Annotated in this window: 16 protein-coding genes; 10 read left to right on the top strand and 6 right to left on the bottom strand. The window is 58.6% G+C overall.

Going from position 1 to position 23,174, the window contains the following annotated elements:
* The coding region (locus FY528_RS21855) for an integrase core domain-containing protein (protein WP_149072669.1) at window positions 1-83 on the top strand (83 nt) is incomplete at its 5' end.
* 85 nt (window positions 84-168) lie between these two features.
* On the opposite strand, the gene FY528_RS20075 is transcribed toward FY528_RS21855, so the two are convergent.
* Window positions 169-3,864, bottom strand: coding sequence for a BamA/TamA family outer membrane protein (locus tag FY528_RS20075; protein WP_149072805.1), 3,696 nt, complete (start codon window positions 3,862-3,864; stop codon window positions 169-171).
* Between the two features lie 539 nt (window positions 3,865-4,403).
* Between FY528_RS20075 and FY528_RS20070 the strand changes: the two genes are divergently transcribed.
* Complete coding sequence (locus FY528_RS20070; RefSeq protein ID WP_149072804.1) at window positions 4,404-5,867, top strand: carbohydrate-binding protein; 1,464 nt, start codon at window positions 4,404-4,406, stop codon at window positions 5,865-5,867.
* An 81-nt stretch (window positions 5,868-5,948) separates the two neighbouring features.
* Here the strand turns inward: FY528_RS20070 and FY528_RS20065 are convergent, their stop codons facing one another.
* The 3 genes from FY528_RS20065 to topA all read right to left on the bottom strand — a co-directional run bounded on the left by FY528_RS20065 (window position 5,949) and on the right by topA (window position 10,250).
* Complete coding sequence (locus FY528_RS20065) at window positions 5,949-6,644, bottom strand: SIR2 family NAD-dependent protein deacylase (RefSeq protein ID WP_149072803.1); 696 nt, start codon at window positions 6,642-6,644, stop codon at window positions 5,949-5,951.
* 82 nt (window positions 6,645-6,726) lie between these two features.
* Window positions 6,727-7,629: a DUF4846 domain-containing protein gene (locus FY528_RS20060; RefSeq protein WP_149072802.1), complete on the bottom strand. Its 903-nt coding sequence runs from the start codon at window positions 7,627-7,629 to the stop codon at window positions 6,727-6,729.
* 158 nt (window positions 7,630-7,787) lie between these two features.
* On the bottom strand, window positions 7,788-10,250 hold the full coding sequence (gene topA, locus FY528_RS20055; RefSeq protein WP_149072801.1) for a type I DNA topoisomerase: 2,463 nt from the start codon (window positions 10,248-10,250) through the stop codon (window positions 7,788-7,790).
* Window positions 10,251-10,590: 340 nt separating this feature from the next.
* Here topA and FY528_RS20050 point away from each other — a divergent pair, with 340 nt between their 5' ends.
* The 8 genes from FY528_RS20050 to FY528_RS20015 all read left to right on the top strand — a co-directional run bounded on the left by FY528_RS20050 (window position 10,591) and on the right by FY528_RS20015 (window position 20,816).
* Window positions 10,591-14,685 carry a HAMP domain-containing protein gene (locus tag FY528_RS20050; protein WP_262384070.1) on the top strand — a complete coding sequence of 1,365 codons (4,095 nt, stop codon included), beginning with the start codon at window positions 10,591-10,593 and terminating at the stop codon, window positions 14,683-14,685.
* Window positions 14,686-14,762: 77 nt separating this feature from the next.
* Window positions 14,763-15,299 (top strand): chemotaxis protein CheW, encoded by a 537-nt coding sequence (locus tag FY528_RS20045; RefSeq protein WP_149072800.1) that lies wholly within the window; start codon window positions 14,763-14,765, stop codon window positions 15,297-15,299.
* Window positions 15,300-15,341: 42 nt separating this feature from the next.
* The gene (locus FY528_RS20040; protein WP_149072799.1) at window positions 15,342-15,752 is read left to right on the top strand and encodes a response regulator; all 411 of its coding nucleotides are present in this window, start codon (window positions 15,342-15,344) and stop codon (window positions 15,750-15,752) included.
* 86 nt (window positions 15,753-15,838) lie between these two features.
* On the top strand, window positions 15,839-16,879 hold the full coding sequence (locus FY528_RS20035; RefSeq protein WP_149072798.1) for a chemotaxis protein CheB: 1,041 nt from the start codon (window positions 15,839-15,841) through the stop codon (window positions 16,877-16,879).
* Window positions 16,876-18,504 carry a chemotaxis protein CheA gene (locus tag FY528_RS20030; RefSeq protein WP_149072797.1) on the top strand — a complete coding sequence of 543 codons (1,629 nt, stop codon included), beginning with the start codon at window positions 16,876-16,878 and terminating at the stop codon, window positions 18,502-18,504. Before FY528_RS20035 ends, FY528_RS20030 begins: the two co-directional genes overlap by 4 nt.
* Window positions 18,505-18,569: 65 nt before the next feature.
* Entirely contained in the window at window positions 18,570-19,208 is a 639-nt protein-coding gene (locus tag FY528_RS20025) for a chemotaxis protein CheC (RefSeq protein ID WP_232066312.1), read from the top strand.
* Between the two features lie 29 nt (window positions 19,209-19,237).
* Window positions 19,238-20,323, top strand: a complete 1,086-nt coding sequence (locus FY528_RS20020; protein WP_149072795.1) for an agmatinase family protein — start codon at window positions 19,238-19,240, stop codon at window positions 20,321-20,323.
* A 157-nt stretch (window positions 20,324-20,480) separates the two neighbouring features.
* On the top strand, window positions 20,481-20,816 hold the full coding sequence (locus FY528_RS20015; protein WP_149072794.1) for a phage holin family protein: 336 nt from the start codon (window positions 20,481-20,483) through the stop codon (window positions 20,814-20,816).
* Between the two features lie 67 nt (window positions 20,817-20,883).
* Here the strand turns inward: FY528_RS20015 and murA are convergent, their stop codons facing one another.
* Window positions 20,884-22,188: a UDP-N-acetylglucosamine 1-carboxyvinyltransferase gene (murA, locus tag FY528_RS20010; protein WP_149072793.1), complete on the bottom strand. Its 1,305-nt coding sequence runs from the start codon at window positions 22,186-22,188 to the stop codon at window positions 20,884-20,886.
* A 121-nt stretch (window positions 22,189-22,309) separates the two neighbouring features.
* Window positions 22,310-23,035, bottom strand: coding sequence for a DUF4290 domain-containing protein (locus FY528_RS20005; protein ID WP_149072792.1), 726 nt, complete (start codon window positions 23,033-23,035; stop codon window positions 22,310-22,312).
* Window positions 23,036-23,174 lie beyond the last annotated feature (139 nt).

The following is a 23,174-nucleotide window of genomic DNA, read 5'->3' as shown; positions in this document are numbered from 1 at the left end:
AGTGGCGGCACGACTATAACACCCAACGGCCCCACCAGGCCTTGAATTTCATGACCCCACTCGAATTTAAACAAGCCGCTTAACCTCTGCCTACCACTGGCTTATCGAACGGGGAAGCGTACACGCTGGAAACAGCTCAGCCCAGAGTAGACCATATCAACCTCGATATTACTGGTCTATCCTGAACCCAACGCCGAACTGCAGCAAGGCGCTTTCTTCCTCGGAGGTCTGGTAAGAAACCGACAAAGCCAGTTGCTCCGAAACCGGGGCAATGTAGAAGCCGCCGCCATAGCCCGCGTGCCAGCCCGTCGGCGAGTCGCCGCGGTAGTACACGCGGCCTTGGTCGTAGAAGCCGAACACGCCGTAGTAGAAGGGCAGGATGGAGTTCTTGCTTTTGCCCAGGGCCAGACGCAGCTCGGTATTCAGATAGGCGCTGGCGTCGCCGGTGAAGCGGTTGCGCACGTAGCCACGCAGTCCCTCGCGCAAACCCAGGTTGGTGTATTTGTAGAAGGGAATCTGGTTACGGTCGCCGTAGTTTTTGGCGCCGCCCACTTTCACCACCAGCGTGGCCGGGATGAGGATGCGGGCCGTGCCGTAAAACTCCCCGAAAGCCTGGGTGAGGCCAAAGTTGGCTTTAGCCTGATTAAGCTGGCGGTAAGAGTCGTGCTGGGCCCGCAGGCGCACCCCACGCCGGGCAAAGCTCTGCCGGTCGCGCAAATCCAGGTCCAGCACGGCGTTCAAACCCACCAGCCGCTGAAACTGGGTATTGGGCCGCAGGTCGTTGGGAATGGGGTTGGGATTTTCAGTGCCCAGCAGGGAGTTGGCCGTGAAGTTAGACTTGTAATGCTCGTAGCTGGGGCCAATCCGGAAGAGGCTGCGCTGCAGGAAGGTGCGCTCCAGAAAGGCGTTGGCCGTATAGCCTTTATAGCGGGCTTTGTAGAAGTTGTCGTTGTAGAGGTCGTCGTCCTTGGTTGTTTGGTTGCCAAGGCCGAAGAAGTTGTAGTACTGGAAGTAGTTGCCGTACTCGGTGCGCAGTCCAATGTCCCACTTCTTGATGGCATAGCGGTAGCGCGAGTTCAGCGACACCTGAAAATTGCCGTTGGTAGAGCCCTGAATGTCGATACCGTACAGGTTCTTGAAGCCGGGCTTACGGAAACCCTGGTGTACAATGTCGAAGCCCGCACCGGCCCCGAATCCGTCGCTCTGGTTGAAGATGAGCGTGGCGCGCGGGTTGTAGCCGTCGTACTCGAACTGCTCCCGGTCGTAGCGGTTTACTTCGAGCTTGGAAGAGGTACGGTTGTCGGTTTCCTTGCTTAGCTTCAGCTCGGTATCGGGCACATCGTATACTTTCGTTAGGGCCCGCAGGCCTGCCACGGCAGATTCATCAGCAATCCGGTCTTTGCCATCTCCGCCGATGATGCGCAGCAAGACACTGTGCTTGGCCTGACCCGTAACGGTGAAAATGTCGTCGTCGCCGAGGCCGTAGAGGCTTACTTCGTCGGTTTCCTGGCGCTTGAAGGTGCGGTCGAATAGCGGCTCACCCTCGGGCTGGTCGGTCCCCTTGGCCTTGTCGAACATGCGCACGCGCAGGTTGCCGTCGGGTAGGCGCTCTGCCTGGAACACCTCACTCTTGTTGGAGCCTACTACATCCACGCGCTTAGCCAGCATGAAGTAATATTCGTCCAGCGCCTTCGGCAGCTCCTGAATACGGGCTTTCAGCTTGCGGTTAATTTCCTGCCCCGACAGCGCCTGGATTTCCTGGGGGAACTGAGCCGTGGCCTGGTCGATGGCGGCGGGGGTAATCTGCTGCTGCAGGTATTTCCCAATTTCCTGCCACTGCTCGCGCGTAAGCGACTGGAGCAGGAACCTATCCAGGTGGCGGGCCGGCCAGTTCAGGCTTTCCATGTCGTGAAATTCACTCTGGAAGTCTTCGATGCTGGGCACGGCCCACTCACGGTTGGCCGTCCAGGTCAGGAGCCCGTTCCAGAGCGTAAACGACTGGTCCCGGTCGCGCGGAATGGGCTTGTAGATGGTGGTGTTGCCTTGCTTGTAGCCGGCCCACTTCCAGTTGTCCTCGTGTTTGCCAAAGTCGGCCACCAGCATGTCGAAGGCCCGAGCCTTGCCCAGAGCTAGGGCGTCCACGCGGTTGTCGTGGTCCTTGTAGAGCTGGCGGAAAAAGCTGAACGAGCGGCGCACATCATCGGCCCCGCCAAAACCGGGCAGGTTGGGCTTGGGGTCCACGGGGCGGTCTTCCAAAGTCCCCAGCAAGCCGGCGTACTGGTCGCGGTAGGGGCCAAGCTGCTGGTTATCGGGCAGCACAAACAGGCGCGGCCGGGCATGCAGGATATCCGTCTGATCGAGCAAAGACGAAACAGCCAGCGCCGAGTAGGGGTGGGCCGTGGGCGTGATGTCGCGCAGTACGTCGGCGGCAATGGAGTTGCGCAGCTCGGGGGGCAGAATCTTGGTTACATCCTTGTCTACTGAGCGGAACACGTATTCCGAGGAGTCGGCAGCAATGAGCTTAAGCGAAGTAGTCTGGCGTCCGCCGCCGCGCCCGAAGGGGCGTAAACCCCCTTTATCGGTAGCCAAGTCGAGCGTAGGCACTTGCACCGGCTGCGTCCAAGACGTGCGGTAAAGAGGACCCAGGAAAAACCGCTTGCCCGGGCCGCCCTTGTACTGTGGGCCGGGCGTTACAGTAGTGGTAGCCACAAAAGGCACGTCGGGTTTGGCATCGGCTACCCCGCGTGGGGCCGTAGGGCACTCCGGAATAAAGGCATTGACGGGCACGCCCGGCAAGCGCGGCTCCTGGCAGGCACTCTGGAACAGCGTACCCGTGTAGGATTCCTTTACCGCGTCGGTAGTACCTTGGAAGGTATAGAAAGCCGCTTTTACCGTGCCATCCTCGTAGTATTCGAGCTTGGAAAAGCCTTCTTCCGCTTTATTATATAGTGACTTGGCATTGGCACCCACGTGCTGCTTTTCGGTAAAGGAGCCAGCCACCAAGTGGTAGTTGCCAGCCACTGGGGTGAGCTGCAGACTATAATCGTGGGCGGCGGCGAACACCACGCCGGGGTTTTCCTGGAGCGTATTCAGCAGCTCCTTGCGAAAGTTCTGGTAGGCGGGGTTAGCCATGTCGCGCGGGGAGCCCACGTTCTGGCGATAAGCCGTGTAGAACGAGCCCACCAGCGGGGGCAGAAAGTGACGCAGCACCGGCATATGCCCCCCATAGATGCCATTGCTGACGACGGGTTGATGACCTACCAGCAGCACGTTTTTGCCCTTGGTGTCGTCCAGAATATCCTGCAGCTGCTCCCGGAACTCCTCCTGGGTCATGGTTTTGCAGTCGGTATCGGGGGCCTCGGGCCGGTCGTAGGGGTGGGTCCACCAGGGCGAGTTTATGGCGACCAGGCGCACGTTGGGCGCAACATCCACCACCTCGGGGCCAGGGCAGCCGCCGGTGGGCACAAAGGCGTTCTGGCCGGGCAGGCGCTTTTCAATGTATTCTTCCAGGCGGCGCACGCGCTTGAGGCCGTCGGGGCCGGAGTTGGCCCAGTCCTTATCACCGGGTACGAAGTACAGCTTGCCGTTGGGCAGACCGGTGAGCAGATTAATCAGCACGTCGGCTCGGGCTTTCTGGCCAGCGGCGCTGCTGTCCTGCTTACCCGCCAGGCCTTCATTGCCCACTATATCCCCAAGGTGAACAACGGTAAATGGGCCGGTTTGCTGCTCCAGGGTGCGCCGCAACGCTTGCAGATGGGCAGGTGTGGGGGCAGTTGTAGCGGTGTTGCCGAGCAGAAAAACGGTGTGGGAAGGTGATAATTGCGCCTTGGCTGCCCCCACTGCTGTCAGAAGAGCAGCAGCCAAAAGCCAGGAATAGTGTTTTCGCATAAAGCAGGTAAGAAAGCCAGTAGTAGGAGCCTTACTTACGCAGAAAGCTGAACAGGGATAAGCCAGGATTAAGATTTCTTAATCCAAGTCAGCCAAGGCGACCCAAACCCCGAGCCTGAGCGCAGTATTCTTTCCTGGGAGCAACAGGAAGTAATGAGAAGGGAACTAGCCTGAAGGGGGAGGGTAATTGGCTATGTCATAACAATAGGGCGAAGATTTTGCTGAAACCTAAATTATAGGCGTATAAAATCTTGGTTTTTTGCTTGTTTTTTAACCGCAGTGGTTGTGCCCACCCGCTAGCTTACTGGTGAAGTGCTTAGGTGGAAAGTGAACCGCCCGGCGTGTGATGTAAGTGTGCACAAGGCTGGAAAAGGTCCTGTTGTTGATAGCAAAGGCCTTTTTGCTGAGGTTGTGTTTCCGCCGCAACCGCCGAATATTGCCTCAGTTGGCACCCTGTTTCCCGGGGCTGACAACCCGCTTCTCTCGCTCTTCCTCCTTTCCACAACCCCACCAGTATGAAGAAACTCTTTACCACTCTCTGTGGTGCCTTGGCTTTGGCCGGCGCCACCCACGTAGCGCAGGCGCAAACCTACCAGCAGGTCTGGGCCGATGAATTCAACGGCAGTATCAGCTCCAATTGGGTATTTGAAACCGGCGGCGGCGGCTGGGGCAACAACGAAAAACAGTATTACCAGCGCGCCAACGCCACCGTCAACGGCACGGACCTGATGATTACCGCCCGCAAAGAAAATGTGGGCGGCATGCCCTATACCTCGGCCCGGATGAAAACGCAGGGCCTCAAGCAGTTCACCTACGGCAAGATAGAAGCCCGCATGAAGCTGCCCCTGGGGCAGGGCCTGTGGCCGGCTTTCTGGATGCTGGGCGCCAACATCGGGCAGGTTGGCTGGCCCGCCTGCGGCGAAATCGACGTAATGGAGCACATCAACTCCGAAACCAAAGTGTACGGGACAGTGCACTGGGACAGCAACGGCCACGCTGAGTACGGCGGCAACATCGTAACCTCGCCCCAGAACTACCACGTGTATACGGTAGAGTGGGAGCCCACCTACATCCGCTGGTTTGTGGATGGCGTGAAGTACCACGAAATCAACATTTCCGGTAATGCCGGGGGCACCGAGGAGTTCCAGCGGCCCTTCTTCCTGCTGTTGAACCTGGCCGTAGCCGGCAACTGGCCCGGGCAGACGGTAGACGAAAGCAAGCTGCCCGCCACCATGTACGTTGACTACGTGCGAGTATATCAAAAGACAAGCACCCCGACTACTTCCAGCATTACGCTGCAGGCAGAAAGCTACTCCGCCATGAATGGTGTGCAGGTAGAGGCCTGCTCAGAAGGTGGCCAAAATGTGGGCTACATTGATGCTGGCGACTGGATGGCCTACAACAACGTCAACTTCCCGACCTCCGGCTCCTACCTGCTGGAGTACCGGGTGGCCAGCCCAAGCGGCAGTACCTTGTCTTCGGACTTAAACGCCGGAGCTATTCAGCTGGGCAACGTAGCCATTCCGGCCACGGGCGGCTGGCAAAACTGGACCACAGTTTCCAAAACGGTAAACGTCAACGCGGGTACGTATAACTTCGGGGTATTTGCCCAGGGCGGCGGCTGGAACCTTAACTGGATTCGCATTACCAAAGTAAATGCGCTGGCCCGCCCCGGCGGTACCACGCTGGGTACGGCTACCGACGCCAAAGCCAAAACAGCTAGCGGCCCGTTCGCAGTAGATGTCTATCCAAACCCTTTGCCCGCCGGCCGCACCCTGCAACTGCGCCTGAGCGGCCACGACGCCAAAATTCCAGTAGGCGTACGTATCACCAGCATGAGCGGGCAGGAAATGCTCCAGCGCACCACGTTTGCCAATGGGGAACTGCAGCTTGACTGCCAGTCGCTCAAAAGCGGCCTCTACCTGCTGCGCGTGACCAGTGGAGAGTCTACGCAAGTGCAAAAGCTGGTAATCCAGTAGCGCACCAAGTATTCGACCTAAAGCAAAAGGCCCCACCGCAACGTTGCGGTGGGGCTTTCATTTGTAGGTACTTAATAAGAATCAGCTTGCGGTGCGCATCAGCTCAGCCGCTACTTTGGGGACGCCGGTAGTGCCGGGCTCGGTAATGAAATGCAAGTCGGGGCGGGAGGCTACCGGGGGGCGGCTGGGGTCAATGATGTAGATGGGCGTACCCGGCCGCACAAAGTCGACAAGGCCCGCTGCCGGGTACACCTGCAGCGAAGTGCCCACCACCAGAAAAAAGTCGGCAGTGGCGGCTTCCTGCACGGCGCGCTCCATCAAGGGAACGGCCTCGCCGAACCATACAATATTGGGCCGCAGCTGGTGACCTTTTTCGCACAGGTCGCCCAGTTCAATCCGGTCCGAAGCCATGGGATACACCAGCTGCTCAAAGTAAGAGCTGCGCGACTCAAACAGCTGGCCGTGCAAGTGAATCACGCGCGATGAGCCGGCCCGCTCGTGCAGGTCGTCTACGTTCTGCGTGACGATAACCACCTCAAAGTCCTGCTCCAGTGCGGCCAGAGCGAGGTGGCCGGCATTGGGTTGGGCAGCCCGGGCCGCGGCCCGCCGCTGGTTGTAGAATTCCAGCACCAGCTCGGGGTTTCGGGCCCAGGCTTCGGGGGTGGCTACGTCCTCAATTCGGTGTCCTTCCCACAGTCCATCGGAGCCTCGGAAGGTAGCCAGGCCGCTTTCAGCCGATATTCCTGCCCCAGTCAGGGCTACGATTTTCTTTTTCATAAGTACTCAAATGAATGGCTTCAGCTAGTTATACCCCGACGCCGGCACGGTGGTTTAGCCAGCCGTGGCTAACCTGGAGCCGCTACTCAAAACGGCCTAATTCCTCCCGATCAAACGTCCATTCCGGGGTGCTTACTTTGCGGGCAGCCGGGTCAAGCAGAAACCAGGCGCCCAGGCCCGTGTTGTCCCATCTATTTTCAAGCACGTGCATTTGTTGAGCGGGCATGTAGCTCTGCGCCAGCAATGCCACCCGACGTCCCGTGCTGGGTTGTACGGCCACATCCAGCACCAGCACCGCATGGCCCGGCGAGCCGCCGTGGATGAGCACGTCGCCGGGCTGCACCTGGGCCAGGGGAGTAGTCCGCAGCTCCCGGCTCAGCGACAGGGTACCGGCGTAAGTAAAAATCTGGTCGAGGTAGCGGCGCAGGCTGGTGTGCGTGGGGGCCTCAGCGGGGCGCGGGGCAGGCTGCACAGCATCCCCTGCCACGCGGAAGCCCGTACCGGAATACCAATCCTGGAAACGAATATCGTCGCCGCTGGTGAGGTGGAAGTGAATCTGGTCGGGCTGCCGGCTGAACTGGTACTCGGCGCGCAGCCGGATAACGGCGTCGGCGCACTGCTGCAGGTCTTGCTTGCCCACGTCCAGATCCAATACGGCAGCGTGCACGTCCTGGCGGTTTTTCAACTGGCCGTTGTGCAGCTTTACCAGTGGCTTCCCGGGCAACAGCGGCAAATGCCGCAGCCAGGCGCCGAAAGTACCGGGCGCAACCGTTACGCGTTGATACCCCTGGGGAGGAGCAAAACGTGCACCCAGGGTCTGGCTAGGGTTGTAGCGGCCGGCTTCCAGCCAGGCATAATCCTGGGCTTTGCCGGCACTGGGCACCGGACGCGCTTGTTCACCCCGGGCAGTGTCCGCCGTTCCTGTCGATTCTGCTGGGAAGCCGGTGCAACCGAGCAGCAACACCAGTAGTAGCGCTGATTTCATAGCTGGAGAAATAGGATGAGTAGGTTATTACAACGGACCTATCGGCTACATATTTTCCGCAGCTCGCAAGAAAAAAGCCCCGATACCATATCGGGGCTTTTTAATATCCTGCTGATTCCCAAGGAGTCTTAGGGAATTCTGTCTGGGAATAAGAATGGCTATTTAGCTTTGGTGGCGGGCTTTTTAGCCGCGGGCTTCTTGGCTGCAGCCTTTTTTGCGGCGGGTTTTTTGGCCGCCGGTTTTTTAGCAGGGGTGTCAGCCTTTTCGGCCGCGGCGGGGGCGGCTTTCTTCGCGAAGCGGCCTCCTTTAGCGGGTTTGTCGGGCGTGGCCTCAGCCAGCTCCAGGCACCGCTCCAGGCTCAGTTCCACGGGTTCTTCGCCCTTCGGAATCTTCACGTTTTTCTTGCCCACCACGATGTAAGGCCCAAAACGCCCGTTGAGCACCTGCACATCTTCCCGGTCGGGGAAGGTTTTGATCAGCCGCTCCGAGTCGGCTTTGCGCTTGGCCTCAATCAGGTCAATAGCCTCCTGGGCCGTGATGGTGTGCGGGTCCTGCTCTTTTGTTAAGGAGTAGAACTTGCTGTCGTGCCGGATATAGGGCCCAAACCGACCCAGGGCCGCCGTCATATCCTTGTCTTCAAACTGACCAACATTGCGGGGCAGCTTAAACAAGTCCAGGGCTTCCTCTACCGTGAGGTTTTCAATAAACTGACCTTTGCGCAAGCTGGCGTATACGGCCTTTTCCCCTTCCGGCGCGCCTTCCAGGGGCTCGATCTGCACGTAAGGGCCAAAGCGGCCGAGACGGGCCGTAATCTTCTGGCCGGTTTCGGGGTGGGTGCCGATTTCGCGGGTGCTGCCCAGCGTGCTGCGCTCAATATCCTGGCCGCGCTCCACGGTTTCGTGGAAGGTGCCGTAAAAGCCCGCCAGCATATCCGTCCACACTTCCTGGCCGTCGGCAATGCGGTCAAATTCGTCTTCTACCTTGGCCGTGAACTGAAAGTCCACAATCACCGGGAAATGCTCTACCAGAAAGTCGGTGACCACCATGGCTGTATCGGTGGGAAACAGCTTGGCTTTGTCGGCCCCGAAGGTTTCGGTTTTCACTTCGGTCTTCACTTCGCTGCCTTCCAAGGTTAGCACATGGAACTTCCGCTCCTTGCCCTCGCGGGTGTCTTTCTCCACGTAGCCCCGCTTCTGGATGGTGCTGATGGTAGGCGCGTAGGTAGATGGCCGGCCAATGCCCATTTCCTCCAGCTTTTTCACCAACGAGGCTTCCGTGTAGCGGGCTGCCGGTGCGGAGTAGCGCTCCGTGGCGCGCAATTGCTGCAGCGGCAACTCCTGGCCCACGCTCAGGGGTGGCAGGCCACGCGAAAACGACGATTCTCCGTCCTGCTCGTCCTCGTCCTTGCTTTCGGCATAGGCTTTCAGGAAGCCCTCGAAGGTGATGACCTCGCCCGTTGCCGTGAGCATTACGCCCGGCTGGGTGCTGATGCCAATGGTAGCTACCGTGCGCTCAATCACCGCGTCGGCCATTTGTGAGGCCAGGGCGCGTTTGCGGATCAGGTCGTAGAGGCGCTGCTCGGCCGAGTCTTCTCCGGCTTTTACCAAGGCAAAGTCGGTGGGGCGGATGGCTTCGTGGGCTTCCTGGGCCGAGGCGGACTTGGTTTTGAACTGGCGGGTTTGAGCGTACTCCTCGCCGTAGGCCTGGGAAATAGCCACACGGGCCGCCGCCAAGGCGTCTTGTGAAAGGTTCACAGAGTCAGTCCGCATGTAGCTGATGCGGCCGGCTTCGTAGAGCTTCTGGGCCACGCTCATGGTCTGAGCCACCGAGAAACCGAGCTTGCGCGAGGCTTCCTGCTGCAGGGTGGAGGTGGTGAAGGGAGGAGCCGGGCTGCGCTTACCCGGCTTTTTCTCCAGGTTCTCGATGCGGTAGCCCGCGCCCACGCAACGCGCCAGAAAGGCTTCGGCCTCGTCGCGGGTTTTGTAGCGGGTGGGCAGCTCGGCCTCCAGCACCGCGCCGCGGCCGGCATCAAAGCGGGCCACAATGCGGTAGGCGGAACTAGTCTTGAACTGGCTGATTTCCCGCTCCCGCTCCACCACCAGGCGCACGGCCACGCTTTGCACGCGGCCCGCCGAAAGTCCGGCTTTTACCTTCTTCCAAAGCACCGGGCTCAGCTCGAAGCCTACCAATCGGTCGAGCACCCGCCGGGCCTGCTGGGCATTTACCAGGTTCAGGTCAATTTCCCGCGGGTTGTCAATGGCCGTGAGGATGGCATTCTTGGTGATTTCGCGGAACACAATGCGCCGCGTCTTCTGGTCACTCAGGTTCAGCGTTTCGGCCAGGTGCCAGCTGATGGCTTCGCCCTCGCGGTCATCGTCACTGGCTAACCATACCGTTTCGGCCTCCTTAGCCAGCTTTTTCAGCTGACTGATGATTTCGCGTTTGTCGGCCGAAACCACGTAGGTAGGCTTAAACCCATTGCTGATATCAATGGCGTTGTTATCCTTGGGCAGGTCGCGCACGTGCCCAAAGCTGGATTTGACGATAAAGTCCTTGCCAAGGTACCCTTCGATGGTTTTGGCCTTGGCAGGCGACTCGACAATGACTAGATTCTTAACCATATAAGGGGAAGCAGGGCGGGAGCTGACAGTACGTTCCTATGTAGAACGCGAAGCAGCGCAGGGAAGTTGAATTTTGCCGCAAAGATGCTGGAATATTCCGGCCCAGAATTTTATTTCCTTATTAAAAGTCGAAATAGGTCAGCCTGAGTTATACAAAGATGTCTGTTAAGTGGTTCAGCTGATGTTGATTGAACTATATAGTCCTGTGAAATGGGAAAAATCACCGCAAATTAGGCTGCTATGTCCCTTTTACTACCTTTGTTAGTCTGACGCTAGTGCATCGGGCACTATGGTCTGTATCTGCACCGCCTTTATTTCCGGCTTCGCAATTTCCTTCTCTATGGCTTCTGGCAAATCCACCCGCGCCGCTAAACCAGCCGATCCTACTGCTACCCCTACCACCACGCCCGACGCGCCTACGCCTTCGGGGCGCAACGGCCTGTCGGAGGCCGCCGGGCCCAACCGCCGGGGTACGGCCGTGACGAGTGACAGTACCCGCAAGCGGGGCGTGGTCCGCACCGAAATTGCCGATCAGGCCCCGGACTACGTAAACGAGCAGCTGAACCGCGTGCTCTACGCCCTCGACGCCTTTAAGAAAGGTGACGTCTCAGTTCGCCTCACCAAGCAGAACGACGACATCTTCGCCGAAATAGCCGAAGCCTACAATTCCATGGTGGAAATGATTGGCGGGGTAGGCGGCGAGGTGTCCCGCATTTCGAAGGTGGCCGGGGTTGAAGGAAACCTGAAAGCCCGGGCCTCCGCCGAAAATGCCGCCGGCTTCTGGCGCGACATGATCAACAATATCAACGGCTTGGTGGACAGCATTGCCGTACCGGTATTGGAGGTAGGTAAAGTACTGAAGAACATCAGCCGCGGTAACCTCGATGAGTCGTTCCAGATTCCGGTTTCCGGCGACTTCAAGGTGATGGCCGAAACCATCAACAAAACGATTGACAACCTCAACGTTTTCGCCGGCGAGGTAACCCGGGTGGCCCAGGAAGTAGGTACAGAGGGTAAGCTGGGTGGCCAGGCCTCCGTACCGAACGTAGGCGGCATCTGGAAAGATCTGACGGACAACGTAAACAACATGGCCAGCAACCTGACGAGTCAGGTGCGGGACATTGCCAACGTGGCTACGGCCGTAGCGAAGGGTGACCTGACCCAGAAGATTACGGTAGATGTGAAAGGCGAGCTGCTGCAACTGAAGCAGAACCTGAACCAGATGGTGGACTCGCTGAACCTGTTCGCCGGCGAAGTAACCCGGGTGGCCCAGGAAGTAGGTACGGAAGGCCGCCTCGGTGGCCAGGCCGTAGTGCCGAACGTAGCCGGCACCTGGAAAGATCTGACCGATAACGTAAACACCATGGCCGCCAACCTGACTTCTCAGGTGCGGGACATTGCTAACGTAGCTACCGCCGTAGCCCGCGGCGACTTGTCGCAGAAGATTACGGTCGATGTAAAAGGGGAACTGCTGCAACTGAAGCAGAACCTGAACCAGATGGTGGACTCGCTGAACCTGTTTGCCGGCGAAGTAACCCGCGTGGCCCTGGAGGTAGGCGCGGAAGGAAAGCTAGGTGGACAAGCATCAGTGCCGAACGTGGCCGGCGTATGGAAGGAGCTGACCGACAATGTAAACTACATGGCCTCGAACTTGACGAGCCAGGTACGCGACATTGCCAACGTAGCTACCGCCGTAGCCCGCGGCGACTTGTCGCAGAAAATGACGGTGAACGTGAAGGGGGAAATCCTGGAGCTCAAGAACATCTTGAACCAGATGGTGGACTCGCTCAACATCTTCGCTGGGGAAGTAACCCGCGTAGCCCGCGAAGTAGGTACGGAAGGAAAGCTGGGCGGCCAGGCCAACGTACCTCGCGTAGGTGGCACCTGGAAAGAGCTGACGGACAACGTAAACACGATGGCCAGCAACCTGACCTCTCAGGTGCGCGACATTGCCAACGTAGCTACCGCCGTAGCAAAAGGTGACCTGACGCAGAAGATTACGGTTGATGTAAAAGGCGAGCTGCTGGATCTGAAGAACATTCTGAACCAGATGGTGGACTCGCTGAACATCTTCGCGGGCGAGGTAACCCGGGTAGCCCGCGAAGTAGGCACCGAGGGTATTCTGGGTGGCCAGGCCAACGTGCCAAACGTTTCGGGTACCTGGAAGGATCTGACGGACAACGTAAACACGATGGCCAGCAACCTGACCTCTCAGGTGCGGGACATTGCTAACGTAGCCACGGCCGTAGCCCGCGGCGACTTGAGCCAGAAAATTACGGTAAACGTAAAAGGGGAGCTTTTCCAGTTGAAGGAAAACCTCAACCAGATGGTGGACTCGCTGAACACCTTCGGTGACGAAGTAACCCGCGTGGCCCGCGAAGTAGGTACCGAAGGCAAGCTGGGTGGCCAGGCCGTAGTGCCCAACGTGCGCGGTACCTGGAAAGACCTCACCGACAACGTAAACTTCATGGCTGCTTCGCTCACCAGCCAGGTGCGCGACATTGCCAATGTAACCACCGCCGTAGCCCGCGGCGACCTAAGCCAGAAAGTATCCGTTGATGTAAAAGGCGAGCTGCTCGACCTGAAGGACAACATCAACCGAATGGTGGACTCGCTCAACATCTTCGCCGGCGAGGTAACCCGTGTGGCCCTTGAAGTAGGTACCGAAGGTCGCCTGGGTGGTCAGGCCAACGTGCCCAGCGTGAGCGGGGTGTGGAAAGAGCTGACCGACCGGGTAAACACCATGGCCTCGAACCTCACCACGCAGGTACGTGGACTGGTGAAAGTAGTAACCGCCGTATCGAAAGGTGACCTGACCCAGAAGCTGACCCTGGAAGCCAAAGGCGAAGTAGCCGACCTGGCCGACACCATCAACCGAATGGTGGATGACCTGAACCGACTGGCCGTAGAAGTTAGCCGGGTGGCCAAAGTAGCCGGGGTAGAAGGTAAGCTGACGGAACGCGCCACGGTAGGCGGGGTATCGGGCTCGTGGAAAGAACTCGTGGACACGCTCAACGCCCTGCTTGAATCCATTGCCTCCCCGGTACTGGAAGTGGCCCGCGTAGTACGCGCCATTTCGGAAGGTGACCTGACCCAGCGCGTGGAAGTGCCCACCGCCGGCGACATCATGGCCATGTCCGATGCCCTGAACCTCGCCGTAGAAAACCTGAACGAACTGCTTGGAGAAATCAACGAGTCGTCTCTCGTAGTAGGATCCTCGTCGGAGGAAATGGCGGGCAAGGGCCAGGAAATGAGCCGCGTGACGGTCGACGTAGCCTTGGCTATGCAGCAGATGGCTGAAGGCGCGCAAAACCAAGCCTTGAAAACGGACCAGGCATTCAAACTCATCGAAGAGATTATGACGGCTACCAAGGAAACGGCTGGCAAGGCCGACGTTGGTATCAAGGCCGCTATCCTCGGGGAGCAAACCTCGCAGCTGGGTCTGAAAACGGTGGCTGAGGTGGTGAAAAACATGGAAGAAATTTCCAACGCCGCCGCCCAAACGGCCCGCACCATCGAAGTACTGAGTACTCGTTCCGGGGAAATCAGCAAGTCGCTGGGCGTAATTACGGACATTGCCTCGCAAACCAACCTGCTGGCCCTGAACGCGGCCATCGAAGCCGCCCGCGCCGGGGAAGCCGGCCGTGGTTTTGCCGTAGTAGCCGAAGAAATCCGGAAGCTGGCCGAAGGCTCCCGCAAGTCGGCCAACGAAATTGCCACGCTGGTAGAAGATGTTCGCAAGGACACCACTTCCGCTGCCACAGCAATTTCAACCATGGAAGGGCGCGTACTGAAAGGGAAAAACGCCACGTTCGAGGCCAGCTCGGCCTTTAAGAACATTGCCACTTCCTCTGGTGAAACGCTCCGCACCTCCCGCGACATTCTGACGGCCACCGAGATACAGAAAACCTCGATTGGCGATGTAGTAAAGTACGTAGAGGAAGTGGTAGCCATTGCCGAGCAAACGGCCTCGGGCACCCAACAAGTGGCCGGTACCGCCAAGCAGCTTTCCTCGAGCATGCAGGAACTCACCGCCTCCAGCCAGAAGCTGGCTGATATTGCCGACGACCTGCAGGCTGGTTTGTCTAACTTCCAGCTCATTGAATTTGTGGAGCCCGAGCCCGAGCCTGTAGTTCGTCGTGGGTTGCGCCGCATCGTGCAGGTAGCGGCCCCGGAGCCCACGCAGCCGGCCCGACGTCAGCAGGGTCCCGTTACGCGTCAGGCGGCCCGCCCAGCGGCCCCGGCGGCGCGCCCTCTGCCTGCCGCCCGCGCCACCGATAGTAGAAACAACGACTCCAAAGTGACCAAGGGACCTTCCAAAACCCAGCGGGCCGCCGCGCCGAAGGTAGCGGCTCCGAAGAAGGAGGAAGCTCCAACGCCGGAAAATGGCAAGAAGGGTCCCGCTTCCAAAGCTCAGAAGACGAAAGGCAAATAGTTTCCGAACGCAAGCCCCGCCGGTAGCCCTAACCAGGGCCGCCGGCGGAAGGCCATTATCGTTTGAAGCGCCAGATCATGCAAACAGAAACCAGCGTTAGTAAAAAACAGGTTGTTCAGGAAGCCCTTATTCAGCTTATCATCTTTAAGCTGGGTAATGAGGAATACGGTGTGCGCATTGAGCAGGTAAAGGAAGTGACCATCACCCCGGAAATTGCGCAAATGCCCAAGACGCCGGCTTTTGTCAAAGGCATTGCCAATCTGCGGGGCGACATTATTGCCATTATCGACCTGGAAGAGCGTTTCGGCCTGCGCCGCGGGCACCAGCCCACCACCGAGGCCCTGTCTTATACTCTCGCCATCGAAGCCAAGGATTACACTATTGGCATTGTGGTACGGGAAGTTCCCCAACCGCTTTCCTTGCCGGTTTCAGCTATTGAGAAGGCGCCCGAGTTCATCCAAGACAACGGTATTCAGGAGAAATACATCGAAGGTATAGCTCGTCTGGAAGGCCGCATAATCATCGTGCTGGATATGATGAAGCTGCTAACTCCAGCGGAAATCATGCAATTGAATTCGCGCGGAGAATCTTCTGGGGCACGCCCCCGTACTTAGGCCTGAGAAAATTTTCCGTCAAACCCCGATTTCCCCAACCATATGAAAAACCGCATCCTCATCGTGGACGACTCGTTCTACATGCGCACGATGCTTAAGAATATGCTCACCGACGCCGGTTACGACGTGGTGGGCGAGGCTGCAAACGGCCAGCAAGCCATCGAAATGGCGGCTGCTACCCGGCCCGACCTGATTACGCTCGACGTTATCCTGCCGGACAACACCGGCCTGGACGTACTCAAGGGCATCCGGCAAGACCAGCCCGAAGTGCGCATTGTGATGTGCAGCGCCGTGGGGCAGGAAGTTATTGTCAACGAAGCCCTGGAAAGCGGGGCAGTTGCCTACATCGTGAAGCCTTTCTCCGAGGAAAAAGTGCTGGAAATCGTTAGCTCGGCCTTGCAGCAAGGCAGCGCCGCCACTACCGAAGCCGACGATACCCCTGCTGAAGGCTAACTCCTCGCTCATCCCATTACAGCGTACTTTTCCCTGCCCGCTTTCCCCGCCCCGTGATTCGTTTTTCTCCTGAACCTGTTGCCGTCTTGCTTGGTGAACTCCCGGGGCTTTCCCGCTTGGAGTTGACCCGGTGGCTGGCGGCTGCGCCCGATATGCGGGTGGTAGGAGCAGCGGAAACCGCGGAAGAACTGGTGCAGCAGTGTCGCCGGCTGCGTCCCGGGCTCATCATTGCGGGCGAAAAGGCACTGGCGGCCCTAAGTCAGCTTAGTCAGGCGCGGTCGGTGCCAATCCTGCTCTATGCCAATGGCACGCCGTTGCCCGGCATGCTGCGGGAAGCCGCCCGCTGGGGCGTGTACGACTATATACTGCCCCTGCTGCCCCGCGAGCACAGCGGTGCAGGGCAGCAGCGCGCCGAATTCTGGCGCAAGATCAGGGCAGTATTACCCCTTAAAAAGCCTGCGGCGGCCAACCCCGCCCTGCTGCTGGCGCCTCCGCAGGGGCTGGTGGTACTAGGAGGCTCAACGGGTGGCGCCGCGGCAGTGGAGTACGTGATACAGGGGCTTTCGCCGGGGCTGAAACAGGCCGTGCTGGTAGCGGTGCATTTACCAGCCCAATTTACCAGCTCTTTTGTTTCCCGGCTACAACGGGTTTCGCCGCTACCGGTGCAGGCAGCAACCCACGAAACCCGGCTCGAAGCCGGTAAGGTCCTAGTGGTGCCAGGTGGCCATAATATGGTAGTGCGGCCTACCAGCAATGGCCCTTGGATGGGGTGGCAAACGGAGTTTGCCATAGAAACGCCAACCAGCTTCGACGTGCCTTCCATTGATTTGCTTCTGGCCTCGGCCGCCCGAACGCTGGGCCGAAAAGTGTCGGGCGTGATTCTCAGCGGGCTGGGCCGCGATGGTACCGCTGGCGCTCAGTTAGTGCGCGCCCACGGCGGGACCATCATTGCGCAGGATGAGGAGTCAGCTTCGGTATTTAGCATGCCCAAATCCGTTATTCAAGCCGGATTGGCTTCGCAGGTACTGCCCCTGAGTGGCATTGCGGCATTTATTAACCGTGGTAGCACGGCCACCGGCCTTGGGGCCGGAGCCCGGCATTCCGTTTCCCAACTCAAGCACGGATGAAATCACGGGAGCAGGAATATCGCGAAATGTTCATGGCCGAGGCGTTGGAGTACTACGACGCCATGGGCCGCCACATCAGCGAACTAGAGAAAAACCCCAGCGCTGAGGCGGCTCTCAACGAGCTGTTCCGCCTCATGCACAACCTAAAGGCAAATGCGCGGGCCATGGGCTTCAATGAGCTCGGGGAAATTGCGCACGGGATGGAAACCATCTTTGGCCTGATCCGCAGCAAGGAAAAAGACTTTACCGGGTCGATTATTCCAGTCATCTTCGGCGGTATCGACACCATTGGCACCATGATCCGGGCCATTGGCGAGGATGCCGCCATGCCGGAGGTAGATGTGCTGCTGGCCAACCTCGACCGCCTAGTGAAAGGGGAGGAGCCGGTGCTCGAAGGCGAGCTGGTCACCACCGATGATGCCCGCAAGCTGGAACTGTCGGATCTGGTTTATATCCAGATTAAAAAGCTGGATCATCTGCTGAACCTGGTAGGGGAGCTGATTATTGACCGGGACCGTATTTTTACGTTGGGTCAGGAAATCGGGAACCCGGCGTTGCAGTCGGTGGCTTCCCACCTGTTCCGCATTGCCGACGAGCTGCAGTACAGCGTGATGGATGCCCGTCTGGTAAACGTTGGGTCCCTGTTCAACAAGTTTCCGCGCGTGGTGCGCGACGTGGCCACGGCCGAGCAGAAAGAAGTTAACCTGACCATTAGCGGGCAGGATATCCAGATTGACCGCAACATTCTGCAGATTATCACCGACTCTCTGCTGCACTTGGTGCGCAATGCCATTGGGCACGGGATTGAAACCCCGCAGGAACGGGAAAAATCCGGTAAACCTGCCATTGGTGAGCTAGCCATTCTCGCCTCTACGGAGCGCGACGATGTACTTATCCAAGTGCGGGATGATGGGCGCGGCATCAACGTGGACAGTGTGCGCCGCAAAGCCGTGGAGCGCGGACTGGTGAGTGCCAACGCCGCCGCTACCCTCAGCCCCGCCGACGTGCGGGCGTTTCTGTTCGAGCCCGGCTTTTCCATGGCCAAGGAGGTTACCGATATTTCCGGGCGCGGCGTGGGACTGGACGTAGTAAAGCTGGCCATCGACTCGCTGGGCGGGCAACTGCGCGTAGAGTCGGAACTAGGCAAAGGCACTACCTTTACGCTGGTACTGCCCACCTCTATTGCCGTAAAAGGCGCCCTGCTGTTTGAGCTGGAAGGCCGCAGCTATGCTCTGCTGCTCATGCACATCGACTCGGTGGTGTCGTTGTGGCCCGAGCAACTGCACGTGGTAGGGGGAATGCTGCTGGCCGAGGTGCAGGGCGAAAATGTGCCCGTAGTGAGCCTGCGCCAGCTGCTACACACCAGCGACGAACCTCTCCGGCCCGCCGACCGCAGCGAGCTGCACGGCCGGCAGGACATCATCATTGCTAACTACAACAACCGGCGCCTGGGCTTAATCGTCGACCGGTTTGTGCGGCAGCAAAACATTGTCATCAAACCCATGTCTCAACCCCTGGATACTATTGACCTGTTTGGTGGCGTCACGCTGCTGGGCAGTGGGCAGGTGTGTCTGGTGTTGGACGTGCCGGCCATTACCCGCGTGTTTCTGGCCAAAAGACCTTAATCTACGTATTGCATACCCCGGCTGTAAGCTCTTCGGTACTTACGGCTGACCAACTGAATGAGCGTATGGAGTTGCACATGACGGAACTAGAGCGGGATATCATCCGTGAGATTCTCAACATCGGCCTGGCGCGCGCGGCAGACTCGTTTGCCGTGATTGCGCAGGAAAAGGTGTTGCTGGAAGTTCCGAACCTGGACCTGGTGACGGCCGACCGGATCATTGATATGGTCCGGCAGTATGAAAGCAGCCACCGGATTATCCAGTCCGATATTCGGGGGGATTTTAACGGCACCACGCTTATGCTCTTCTCGGGGCAGCATGTGCAGCGCCTCTCCAAAGTGTGCTTACGGCTGAATGTGCCGGAAACCATTGAGGTAAATGAAATGCAGGAATCCTTGCTGCTGGAGATGAGCAACATCATCACCGGCGCCTTGGTAACCCAGCTGGCCAACATCCTGAAGGCGCACATCTATGGGGCGCCCCCGGCGGCCTCCAACGGCGACGTGGCGCACTCCCTGCACAACCTCATCAGCCACAACCCCGAGTTTCAGCCCCTTATCTTCTCAGTCATCACGCAGTTTTCCGACCAGAACAGCTCGGTAGAGCTGCCCCTGATGCTGTTTTTTGACCGCGCTACCTTCGTTAAGATTCTGGAAATCATCCGGGGTTACAACTTCCTTGATACGCAATCGGCCGGGGCATAACCTGCGCCGCGTTGACTCTGCTTGAGCTTATGGCATCTACATCACTCGAAAAAAAGCTAGCTGAATTTGATCCTAACGGTGTAGGTGACGCTTCTGGTGGCTTATTTGGTTTGCCCTTTACCCCAGCCGAAGCCCAGGTTGTGGTAGTACCAGTCCCTTGGGAAGTAACCGTTTCTTACCAAGCCGGCACGGCACAAGGTCCCGCCGCTATCCACGAGGCTTCTATGCAGGTGGACCTCTATGACCCGGACGTTGCCGATGCCTGGCGCCTGGGCATTGCCATGGAGGACATAGATGAAAATTGGGCCGCCCAAAGCCATGCCCTGCGCGCTCAGGCAGCCGAGTACATCGGCTGGCTGGAAGAAGGCCGCCCCAGTAAAAAAGGCGCCTCCTTTGCTACAGTTCCCGCCTCCATCACGGCCAAAGGCAAAGAGCTGCTGCTCTGGCTCAAAGAAAAAACCGGCGCCTTGCTTGATGCGGGCAAAGGTGTGGTGGTACTGGGCGGTGACCACAGCACCCCGCTGGGCTACATGCATGCCCTGGCAGAACGGCACGAAGAATTCGGAATTCTGCAGATTGATGCGCACTGCGACCTGCGCCCCGCCTACGAAGGCTTTGAGTACTCCCACGCGTCTATCATGTACAATGCCCTGCAACTGCCGCAGGTAAAGAAGCTGGTGCAAGTGGGCATCCGCGACCTGTGCCAGCAGGAAGCCGATTTGATTGCGCAGTCTGGGGGGCGGGTGGCCATGTTCCACCACCGCTCCCTGCGCGACCAGATGTACGAGAAGAAGTCGTGGAAGAAGATGTGTGGGAAAATCATTGCGCAGCTTCCCCAGAAAGTATACCTGAGCTTTGACATCGATGGCCTTGACCCCAAGCTCTGCCCCGGCACCGGCACGCCCGTGCCCGGCGGCCTGGAGTTTGAAGAAGCCCTCTACTTGATTCGGGCCGTGGTGCGCTCGGGCCGCCAGATCATCGGCTGCGACCTGAACGAGGTAGCCCCCGGCGAAACTGACTGGAACGGCAACGTGGGTGCCCGCCTCCTGTACCAGATGTGCAACTGGATGGCCGTTTCCCAAGGGCGGCTGAAAGCCACCGGGATGGAGAGCTAACCCACTTGCTCAAGCTAAGTAGAAAAGGCAGCTTCCGAAAGAAGCTGCCTTTTTTGTGCCGGTCAAAAACCAAAACGACGGGAAACAGTACATTAGCCCGGCCCAATACTTCGGGCTATTCTCTCTTCCCTTCACTCCCTCATCTCTCCGCACGCTTATGGGTTTCATCCTCAAATTCATTCTTACGGCCATTATCACCTATGTGCTGGCCACTTACCTGCCCGGGTCGCACATCGGCGGCTTCAGCGACGCTATCCTGCTGGTGCTGGTGCTGGCCGTGCTGAACGCTGTGCTGAAGCCCATCCTGAAAATCCTGGGCTTTCCCATCACCATTCTCACGTTGGGTCTTTTCCTGCTCGTCATCAACGCCCTGATTGTGTTGCTGGCCGCCTGGATTCTGCCTGGCTTCAAGGTAGATGGTTTCCTGTCAGCTTTGCTATTCAGCATTGTGCTGTCGGTGGTTACGGCCATTGTCGATATGGTGGTAGACTAAATCAGGTCTGCGTTACAAAAAAGCCCCGACCGGATTCGGTCGGGGCTTTTTTGTTGCTTAGTGGGTACTACAGCCGACGGATTTGAGCACCCAGGGCCGTGAGGCGCTTGTCGATGTACTGGTAGCCGCGGTCAATCTGCTCTACGTTGTCAATCACGCTGCGGCCTTCGGCGGAAAGGGCCGCAATGAGCAGGGCCACGCCCGCCCGGATGTCGGGGGAGGTCATGTTGATACCGTGCAGCTGCTTCTGGCGGTCCAGGCCAATAACGGTGGCGCGGTGCGGGTCGCAGAGGATAACCTGGGCGCCCATGTCGATGAGCTTATCCACGAAGAACAGGCGCGACTCAAACATCTTCTGGTGAATGAGCACGGTTCCTTTGGCCTGGGTAGCCACCACCAGCACAATGCTGAGCAGATCGGGGGTGAAGCCGGGCCAGGTGTGGTCGGAAACCGTGAGGATGGAGCCGTCGAGGTAAGTAGCTATTTCGTAGTGGGCCTGGGCCGGAATGTGGATGTTGTCGCCGCGGAACTCCAGTTGAATGCCCAGCTTACGGAACGTGTCCGGGATGATGCCCAACTCCGGAATCTGGCAGTCCTTGATGGTAATTTCCGAGCCCGTCATGGCGGCAAGACCGATAAAGGACCCGATTTCAATCATATCGGGCAGCATGCGGTGGTCGGTGCCGCCGAGGCTTTCCACACCTTCAATGGTCAGCAGGTTGGAGCCGATGCCATTGATCTGAGCGCCCATGCGCACGAGCATCTTGCAGAGCTGCTGCAGGTACGGCTCGCAGGCTGCGTTGTAGATGGTAGTAGTGCCTTTAGCCAACACTGCGGCCATCACGATGTTGGCCGTACCCGTTACGGAGGCTTCGTCCAGCATCATGTACGTACCCGTCAGGCCGTTTTCGGCCTTGATGCGGTAAAAGTCGGAGCCTTCCATGGTTAGCTTGCCGCCCAGCTTTTCCAGCCCCAGGAAGTGCGTATCCATAGGCCGCCGACCAATTTTGTCGCCGCCGGGCTTGGGCAGCTGGCACTTGCCAAACCGCCCCAGCATGGGCCCCAAAATCATAACCGAGCCGCGCAAAGCCCCGGCCTGGGCCACAAACTCGGGCGTATCAAGGTAATCGAGGTTGACGGCGTCGGCCTGGAAGCGGTAGGTATCGGAGGCCAGCTTGCCCACTTTCACGCCCATGTCGCGCAGCAGCTCAATGAGCTTGTTTACATCCCGGATATCGGGGATGTTGCTGATGGTAACGGGCTCGGGCGTGAGCAGGACGGCGCACAGAATCTGCAGCGCTTCGTTTTTAGCGCCTTGGGGTACAATTTCGCCTTTCAGCGGGTGGCCGCCGATTACTTCAAATGAAGCCATGGAGTAAGCTGTTAGCTATCAGTGGTTGGCTGTTAGCTTTTTTGTTCAAGAAAAAAATAGAGCAGGAGAAAGTGGTGGCTGCTCATAAAGCAAAAAGCCAGTAGCTATCAGCTAATAAAAGCTACTGCGGGGGTTGCTGGGGCTCCTGGCGGCTCTTTTTGCCACCCCGGCGCTGCTTGTCCCGGCGGTTGCCGGCGCCTCCGCTGCGGCGTCCTTCGCGGTCGGGGCGCTCCTGGCGGGGCTGGGGCACGATGAATGGTGCCGGGCGGCCACCCGCCGTAGCGGGAGCTACGGCGGTTTCAAACAAGCCCTGCGCTTCTACCTGAGCGGGGTCGAGGGTGAGCTTGCCGCCTGACAGGTCTTTGAGGTGCTTGAGGATGGTGACATCCTTGGCGTTTTCCTTGTTGTGGGAGCGGTACAGGAACTTCATGGTGCGGCCGATGGTGATGGTGGCCTGCTCACGCTCCTGCGGGTCTTCAATCGTCAGGGCCTTTTCCACCAGCAGCTCTATGCCCCGGCCGTAGGCGCGCAGCTTGAGGGCTTTCTGGGGGTAGGGCAAGGGCTTGGGGTGCTCATTGAGGGCTTTCAGGCCTTTCAGTTCAAAGGGCGCGTCAATGTCCAGGTTCTCATCTGCCATTTCGTACAGATGATTCCACACCTTCTGCTGGGCATCGGGCTGATCGCGCAAGCCGGGCTGCAGGCGGAAAATAAGCTGCACCAGCTGCTGGGCCCGCTTGCTGCGCTCATCCCGGTCTTCTATATCGTGGAGCTGCTGGATAAGCTGGTAGGTGCTCTGGCCGTACTCGCGCTGTAGCAGCTCGTGTTTATGCAGGGAAGGTAATGGCATGGGAAAAGAAAAGGTCGCCAAATATACGCCAAACCTCCCGCCGACCGTCAGCTGACTAGCTACGACCCGGACAGGAGGCAAAGCGCGGTAGCGCGAAAGAGAAATGCGCCACCTAAAGTAGCGCGAATAACAACAAGAT

The sequence above is a fragment of the Hymenobacter lutimineralis genome, assembly GCF_008271285.1.
Classification (GTDB): domain Bacteria; phylum Bacteroidota; class Bacteroidia; order Cytophagales; family Hymenobacteraceae; genus Hymenobacter; species Hymenobacter lutimineralis.
The sequence above is the reverse complement of the archived record's forward strand: the minus strand, read 5'-3'. Positions and strand labels throughout refer to the sequence as shown.